7 protein-coding genes are annotated in these 7738 nt (G+C 75.3%); 3 read left to right on the top strand and 4 right to left on the bottom strand.

All coding sequences use genetic code 11. The features are described from left to right. Positions 1-146: 146 nt before the first annotated feature. Positions 147-1109 (top strand): NAD(P)H-dependent flavin oxidoreductase, encoded by a 963-nt coding sequence (locus tag O2W14_RS02290; protein ID WP_269174472.1) that lies wholly within the window; start codon positions 147-149, stop codon positions 1107-1109. A 63-nt stretch (positions 1110-1172) separates the two neighbouring features. On the opposite strand, the gene O2W14_RS02285 is transcribed toward O2W14_RS02290, so the two are convergent. The 3 genes from O2W14_RS02285 to O2W14_RS02275 are packed head-to-tail and all read right to left on the bottom strand — an operon-like array spanning position 1173 to position 3397. Continuing rightward, complete coding sequence (locus tag O2W14_RS02285) at positions 1173-1865, bottom strand: DsbA family oxidoreductase (RefSeq protein WP_269174471.1); 693 nt, start codon at positions 1863-1865, stop codon at positions 1173-1175. Between the two features lie 29 nt (positions 1866-1894). After that, positions 1895-2914 carry a cation diffusion facilitator family transporter gene (locus tag O2W14_RS02280; RefSeq protein ID WP_269174470.1) on the bottom strand — a complete coding sequence of 340 codons (1020 nt, stop codon included), beginning with the start codon at positions 2912-2914 and terminating at the stop codon, positions 1895-1897. Positions 2915-2959: 45 nt separating this feature from the next. Next, a complete protein-coding gene (locus tag O2W14_RS02275) occupies positions 2960-3397 on the bottom strand; it encodes a MerR family transcriptional regulator (protein WP_269174469.1) in 438 nt (145 codons plus the stop codon). 101 nt (positions 3398-3498) lie between these two features. Here O2W14_RS02275 and O2W14_RS02270 point away from each other — a divergent pair, with 101 nt between their 5' ends. Beyond that, a complete protein-coding gene (locus O2W14_RS02270; RefSeq protein WP_269174468.1) occupies positions 3499-4209 on the top strand; it encodes an SDR family oxidoreductase in 711 nt (236 codons plus the stop codon). A gap of 88 nt (positions 4210-4297) precedes the next feature. On the opposite strand, the gene O2W14_RS02265 is transcribed toward O2W14_RS02270, so the two are convergent. Continuing rightward, positions 4298-4675 (bottom strand): FKBP-type peptidyl-prolyl cis-trans isomerase, encoded by a 378-nt coding sequence (locus O2W14_RS02265; protein WP_269174467.1) that lies wholly within the window; start codon positions 4673-4675, stop codon positions 4298-4300. A 207-nt stretch (positions 4676-4882) separates the two neighbouring features. Here O2W14_RS02265 and O2W14_RS02260 point away from each other — a divergent pair, with 207 nt between their 5' ends. Continuing rightward, entirely contained in the window at positions 4883-7738 is a 2856-nt protein-coding gene (locus O2W14_RS02260; RefSeq protein WP_269174466.1) for an ATP-binding protein, read from the top strand.

The raw sequence follows: 7738 nt of genomic DNA, 5'->3' as shown, positions 1-7738 counted from the left end.
TCCACCGCCCCCAGGTCCACCGCCCCCAGGTCCACCGCCCCCAGGTCCACCGCCCCCAGGTCCACCGCCCCCAGGTCCACCGCCCCCAGGTCGGCGGACGGGCGCACCTCATGGCCGTCCGGCTGGGGGCGGGGCACGATGGCCCGGTGATCACGACCGCGCTGACCCGCTGGTTCGACCTGGACGCACCCGTGTTCGGGGCACCGATGGCCGGGGTGGCCGGCGGCGAGCTCGCCCGCGCGGTGTCCCTGGGCGGCGGCCTGGGGATGATCGGCGTCGGCGCGGACACCGACCCGGGCTGGGTCGTCGAGCAGGGCCGGCTGCCCGCCGAGGCCGACGTCTCGCACGGCGTCGGGCTGATGGCCTGGGTGCTGGCGGACCGCCCCGAGCTGCTGGCCGCCGCGATCGCCACCGAGCCGGTGCTGGTCTCGGTGTCCTTCGGCGACCCCGGCCCCTACGTGGGCCCGCTGCACGACGCCGGGATCGCCGTGGCCACGGCGGTCAACTCCCGCGCGGACCTAGACCGGGCACTCGAGGCCGGCGCCGACGTGATCGTCGCGCAGGGCACCGAGGCCGGCGGGCACACCGGGCAGCGGGCGACCCTGCCGCTGCTGCAGGAGGTGCTGGCCGCGACCGACCGGCCGGTGCTCGCCGCCGGCGGGATCGCCACGGGCGCCGGGCTGGCCGCCGTCCTCGTCGCCGGTGCCGCGGGCGGCTGGGTCGGCACCCCGTTCCTGGCCAGCCCGGAGGCGGCGAACACCCCGGCGGCGCGGGCCCGGGTACGTGCCGCGAGCGGTGACGGGACCGTGCTGACCAGCGCGTTCGACATCGCCCAGGAGCTGGGCTGGCCGGCCCGCTGGCCCGGCCGGGCCCTGGTCAACGAGTTCACCGAGACCTGGCACGGCCGCGAGGACGAGCTGCGCGGTGACACCGCGGCCACCGCGCAGGTGCGCCGGGCCCGCGCCGAGGGCGACCTCGCGCACTCACCGGTCTACGCCGGGGAGTCCGTGGGCCTGCTCTCCACGGAGCGGTCGGCGACCGACGTCGTCCGCACGCTGGTGGCCGACGCGGAGAAGGCCCTGGCTCGCGCCGCCCGCCTCGTGCGCTGATCAGGCCCCCGTCCAGAGGCTCGCGCCGAGCGTGCGAGGCGTGAGGGGGACTGGGGTCCTTCTTCAGACGGCGCAGGAGCCGTCGTCGCAGCCCTCGGCGGCGGGGACGGTGACCAGCGGGTGGCTGTCGGACCAGGCGCGCTCGAGCAGCTGCAGCAGCGTCTCGGCCGGCTGGGCGCCGGCGGCGCCGTAGGTACGGTCGACGACGAAGAACGGGACGCCGGTCGCGCCGAGGGCCCGGGCGGTGTCGATGTCCTCGCGCACGGCGGGCAGGAACCGGCGGTCGGCCAGGGCGGCGCGCGCCTCGGCCTCGTCCACGCCGACCTCGACGGCGAGCGCCACCAGGGAGTCGACGTCGAAGACCGAGCGCTGCTCCTCGAAGTGGGCGTGCAGCAGCCGCTCCTTCATCGCCCCGCCCAGCCCGCGCTCGGCGGCGAGGTGGATCAGCTCGTGAGCGCGCAGGGTGTTGCCGCTGACGCCGTCGGCCAGGTGGTAGTCCAGGCCCTCACCCGCGGCGATGTCCTCGACCCGCTTCATCTGCCCGGCCATCTGCTCCACGGTGCTGCCGTACTTGGCGGCCAGCGCCGGGAGGGTCGGCTCGGTGTGCCCCTCGGGGATGGTCGGGTCGAGCTGGAAGGACCGCCACACCACCTCGACCTGGTCGGCGTGCGGGAAGCGGGAGAGCGCCGTCTCCAGCTTGCGCTTGCCGATGTAGCACCACGGGCACACGACGTCGGACCACACCTCGACCTGCATGAACCGACCGAACCGCGGGCGCGGTCAGCTCATTCCCCGGCCTCCGGGGCACGCACCTGCGCCCGGCCGTCACCGGGCGTCGGGTCCAGGAACACGTACTTCACGCCGGAGTGCTTCGCGACCAGCCGGCGCTCGGCCTCGTCGGAGGCCCGCTCGATGTCGGCGACGGTGGCGGTGTCGACGAAGTCGACCTTGGCGGCGACCAGCAGCTGGCCGGGGCCGATGACCGTGGTGAGCAGGAACGGCACGTCCTCGACCAGCTCCATGCCGGCGAGCTCGGCCTTGAGCTCCTGCTGCGTCGTCCCCGGCACGGACTGCCCGATCAGCAGCGACACGTTGGCCCGGGCCAGCGAACCGGCGACCAGCACCAGCAGGACGCCGATGAGGATCGCGCAGATGCCGTCCCACAGCGGGTCGCCGGTCACCTGCTCCAGGAACAGGCCGAGCGCGGCCAGCACCAGGCCGACCAGCGCGGCGCTGTCCTCGAAGGTGACCGCCTTGACCGTGGTGTCGGTCGTGGTGGCGAGGTACTGGCGCGGGCTGATCCCGCGCTCCCTCGCCGCGCCCCGCACCTGGCGGACCGCCTTGAGCAGCGAGCTGCCCTCCAGGACGAAGGAGATGGCCAGGATGACGTAGGAGACGGTCGGCGACCCGGCCTCCTCGCCCTTCCGGATGGTCTCGACGCCCTGCCAGATCGAGAACCCCGCACCCACGCCGAAGGTGCACAGCGCGGCGAGGAAGGCCCAGAAGTAGGTGGCCCGGCCGTAGCCGAACGGGTGCTGGGCGTCCGGCGCCCGGTTGCCGCGCTTGAGCGCGATGAACAGCAGCACCTCGGTGATGGTGTCGGCGAAGGAGTGCGCCGCCTCGCTCATCATCGCCGAGGAGTGGCTGATCAGGCCGCCCACCAGCTTGGCGACCGCGATGGCCAGGTTGGCCGCCCCGGCGACGATCACCGTGCCGGTGGACTCACCGCCGCCCTTCTCGCCGCCTCCCTCCCGGGTGGCCTCCTTCAGGACGGCGTGCTCGCTCGCCGGCGCCGGTTGCGTCATGCACCGGCCGTTGCCCCGGTCCGGTGATCGACAATCGCGGGCAGGTCAGCCGACGGGCCGCAGGGCCTCCGCCGCGGGCCGGGAGGCGGCCGGACGGCACGCGTCCACCGCCTCCTCCGACGGGCCGTGGCCGCCGGGCACGTACTGCTCGCCGATCCGGATGATCTCGGCCAGCCGCTCGCGGGCCGCGGTCAGCTCGGCGATCTGCCGGTCGATGCCGTCGCGCTGCTCGGCCAGCCGGGCCAGCATCGCCGGGGTGGCCACGCCGGTGTGCACGCACGGCAGCACCTCCAGGACGTCCCTGCTGGTGAGCCCGGCGGCGTAGAGCTGCTGCACGAACCGGACCCGGCCCACCGCGCTCTCCGGGTACCGGCGCTGCCCGCTCGGGGTGCGCTCGGCCTCCAGCAGGCCCTGCTCCTCGTAGTACCGGAGCGCGCGCACGCTCACGCCGGCACGGGCGGCGACCTCACCGATGCGCAGCACTCAGTCCTCCTCCAGTGTTCGGGCTCACACTTGACCCTGACGTCAACGTCAGGTCCTAGCGTCCCCGACAGCAACCCCCGAACGCAAGGAGCAGCACCACCATGGACATCACCGGATCCGTCGCCCTCGTCACCGGCGCCAACCGCGGCCTCGGCCGCCAGTTCGCCCAGCAGCTGCTCGAGCGCGGCGCCTCGAAGGTCTACGCGACCTCCCGCCGCCCCGAGGCCGTCGACCTCCCCGGCGTCGAGGTGCTCCAGCTCGACGTCACCGACGCGGAGTCGATCGCCGCGGCCGCCGCGGCCGCCGGCGACGTGACCCTGGTGGTCAACAACGCCGGCATCACCACCGGCGCGAACCTGGTCACCGGCGACCTGGCCGACATCCGGCGGGAGATGGACACGCACTTCTACGGCACGCTCGGCGTCGTCCGCGCCTTCGCGCCCGTGCTCGCCCGCAACGGCGGCGGCGGGATCGTCAACGTGCTCTCGGCGCTGTCCTGGTTCTCCACCAACGGCGCGGGTGCCTACGCCGCGGGCAAGGCGGCGGCGTGGAACCTCACCAACGGCGTCCGGCTGGAGCTCATCGGACAGGGCACGCAGGTCACCGGCGTGGTGCTGGGTGCCGCCGACACCGACATGATGGCCGGCTACGACGGGTTCAAGACCGACGCCGCCGACGTCGTCCGGACGGCGCTGGACGGCGTCCAGGCCGGCGACTGGGAGGTCCTGGTCGACGACTGGAGCCGGGGCGTCAAGGCCTCGCTGGCCGGCGACCCGCGCGACTTCTACCGCCAGATGGGCGTCTCCGTCTGAGGGAGGACCCCACTGCCCCCCACCATCAGGCCCCGTTGCAGGGGCCCGACGCGAGCTTGCGAGCGGTGGAGGGCAACGGGGTCCTTCGTCAGCGGACGCCGACGAGGTCGACGACGAAGACCAGGGTGGCGCCGGGCTTGATGACGCCGCCGGCACCGCGGTCGCCGTAGGCCTTGTGCGCGGGGATGGTGAGCCGGCGGCGGCCGCCGACCTTCATGCCGGCGATGCCCTCGTCCCAACCCTGGATGACCATGCCGACGCCGAGGCGGAACTCCAGCGGGTCGCCGCGGTCCCAGGAGGCGTCGAACTGCTCGCCGCCGTCGTGGGTCACGCCGACGTAGTGGGCGCTCACCAGGCTGCCGGAGGTGGCCTCGGGGCCGTCACCCACGACCAGGTCCTCGATCACCAGCTCGCTGGGGGCCGGGCCGGAGGGCGGCTCGACGTCGGGGCGGGTCAGCTCTGCCACGGTGTTCTCCTGGTGGGATCGGGCGCCGGGGTGGTCCCGGCGGACTGCGCCCCATCCAACCCGCCCGGTGCCCGGCACGGCGACCGGGCCTCCTCCTGCCCTCCCGACACCGCGACCGGTAGGTTCCGTGTCCGGGACGGGTCGGGTGACCGGTCCCGGACGTGCGCTGCCCCGGGCAGCCCGTGCCGGTGTCGACTGGAGGTGGACGTGGCCCCCGAGCTGCCCTCGGGTCCGGACGCCGCCGACCTCGTCGCCGGTGGCGGCGACGACCTGTCCGCCTCCCGCGGCGACGACCTGTTCGCCTCCGGCGGAGAAGCAGGCCGGCTGATGGCCGCCCACGACTGGGCGCACACCGCCGTCGGCCCGGTCGAGGGCTGGCCGCAGGGCCTGCGCTTCGCCGTCCGCACCGTGCTGGCCTCCCGGTTCCCCATGGTGCTGACCTGGGGCCCGGACTTCCTGCAGTTCTACAACGACGCCTACGCCCCGTTCATCGGCGCCAAGCACCCGGCGATCGGGGAGGACATCCGGGTCACCCTGGCCGAGGGCTGGGACGCCCTCGCCGGCCCGGTCGAGCACGCCATGTCCACCCGCGAGGCCTCCTGGCTGCCCCGGCTGCCGCTGCTGCTCGAGCGCGCCGGCTACCGCGAGGAGACCTACTTCACCGTCTCCCACGCCCCGGCCTTCGGCGACGACGGCACGGTCGCCGGCATGCACGCCGTCTGCACCGAGGTCACCGGCGAGGTGCTCGGCGAGCGCCGCCAGGAGCTGTTGCACGCGCTGTCCACCGCCGACGGCGCCCTGGGCGACGAGGCCGCCGTCCTCGACGGGCTCTGCGCGGCGCTGGCCGGGGACCCGCTGGACGTGCCCTTCGCCGCCGTCTACCTCGACGAGGACGGCGGCTCCCGGCTCCGCCGCGCGGCCACGATCGGCTGCGCGCCCGAGCGGCTCCCGGCGAGCGTGGCCGACGCCGTCGAGCTGCCCGGCGGGGTCGCGGAGCTGCGCATCGTCGGCGGGCTGTGGGAGGACCGCGTCCGGGACGCCGTCGCACTGCCGCTGACCGGCTCCTCCGGTGAGCGGGTCGGCGTCCTGGTGCTGGGCGTGAGCCCGAACCTGGAGCTCGACGACGAGTACCGCACCTTCCTCCAGCTGGTCGCCGGCCAGTTCGTCGGCGCGCTGGGCAACGCCCGGGCCTTCGAGGCCGAGCGGCGGCGCGCGGAGTCCCTCGCCGAGCTCGACCGGGCCAAGACCGCGTTCTTCTCCGACGTCAGCCACGAGCTGCGCACCCCGCTGACCCTGCTGCTGGGGCCGATCGACGACGTCCTGGCCGGCGCCGACGGCCTGCCGGCGGCCGCCCGCGACCAGCTGACCCTCGCTGCGCGCAACGGCCGGCGCCTGCAGCGACTGGTCAACGACCTGATGGACGTCGCCAGCATCGAGGCCGGCCGGGCCACCGCCGTCCGGGTGGCCACCGACCTGCCGGCGTTCACCGCCGAGCTGGCCGGGGTGCTGCGCGCCGCGGCCGAGCGGGCCGGGCTGAGCCTGACCGTCGACTGCCCGCCACTGCCGCACCCGGCCGCCGTCGACCCGCGGATGTGGGAGAAGGTCGTGCTGAACCTGCTGTCCAACGCGGTGAAGTACACCTTCGTCGGCGGTATCGGGGTGCGGCTGCGCGGCACGGACGACGCCGTGGAGCTCACCGTCACCGACACGGGCATCGGCATCGCCGCCGAGGAGCTGCCGCTGGTGTTCGACCGGTTCCACCGGGTGGCTGGCTCGCTGGCCCGCAACCGCGAGGGCACCGGCATCGGGCTGGCCCTGGTCCGCGAGCTGGTGACCCTGCACGGCGGCGTCGTGCACGTCGACAGCGAGCCCGGCCGGGGCAGCACCTTCACCGTCACCGTCCCCTACGGCACCCCCGACGCCGAGGGCGACGCCGGGGCGACCGGGCCCTCCGAGGCCGCCCGCGGCACCGCCGAGGCATGGGAGACCGACGTCGCCCCGCGCGAGCAGCCGGCGGACCCGGTCGACCCCTCGGTGACCGTGCTGGTCGTCGACGACAACGCCGACATGCGCACGTACCTGACCCGGTTGCTCGCCCCGATCTGGCAGGTGCGCACCTGCGCCGACGGCGAGGAGGCGCTCGCCGTCATCACCGAGCACCGGCCCGACGTCGTGGTGACCGACGTGATGATGCCGCGGGTCGACGGGTTCGAGCTGCTGCAGCGGTTGCGGGCCGACCCGGCCACCCGGGGTGTCCCGGTGCTGATGCTCACCGCCCGGGCCGGGCAGGAGGCCGCGGTCGAGGGCTTCGCCGCCGGCGTCGACGACTACCTGGCCAAGCCCTTCCAGGCCGCCGAGCTGATCGCCCGGCTGCGGGTGGCGATCGAGCGGGCCGCCGGTGTCCGGACCGTCGACACCACCCCGACCGGCACGTCCCCGACGGGTGGCCCCTCGACCGGTGCCGCCCCGACCAGCACCGCCCCGATGAGCACCGTGCCGGCCGGCACCACCCCGGCCGGCACCGAGCCGACCGGCACCGAGCCGACCGGCACCGGGCCCGCCCCTGCCGGGCCGCCGTCCCCCGCCGGCCCCGGCGGGCGGGCCGACGTCCGCACGCTGGTGCCCGCGAGCCGCCGGCCCGCGGCGCCGGCCGCGCCCCCGCCGCCGCCCGCACCCCCGGCTCCCCCGGTGCACTTCGACGCCTGGCGCTTCCCGGCCTCCCCGCGTGCGGTCCCCGCGCTGCGGCGGGCGCTGCGCCGGCTGCTGGAGTCCGCCGGCGTGGACGAGGACCAGGCCTACGACCTGCTGCTGGCCGCGTGCGAGGCCGCGACCAACGCCGTCGAGCACGCCCAGGACCCGATCGAGCCGTTCATCGACGTCACCGTCGAGGCCTCGGCCTCCGGCGTGGTGATCACCGTCCGCGACTTCGGGCAGTGGCGCGAGCGCGGCGCGAGCATGGACCGCGGCCGCGGCTCGACCCTGATGAGCGCGTTCGCCGACGTCAGCGCCGTCCCGAGCCCCGAGGGCACCACCGTGACCATCCGGGCCCAGCGGGCCGGCTGA

The organism is Modestobacter sp. VKM Ac-2986 (genome assembly GCF_026967795.1).
Lineage (GTDB): Bacteria > Actinomycetota > Actinomycetes > Mycobacteriales > Geodermatophilaceae > Modestobacter.
This window is presented reverse-complemented; position numbering and strand designations above follow the sequence as displayed.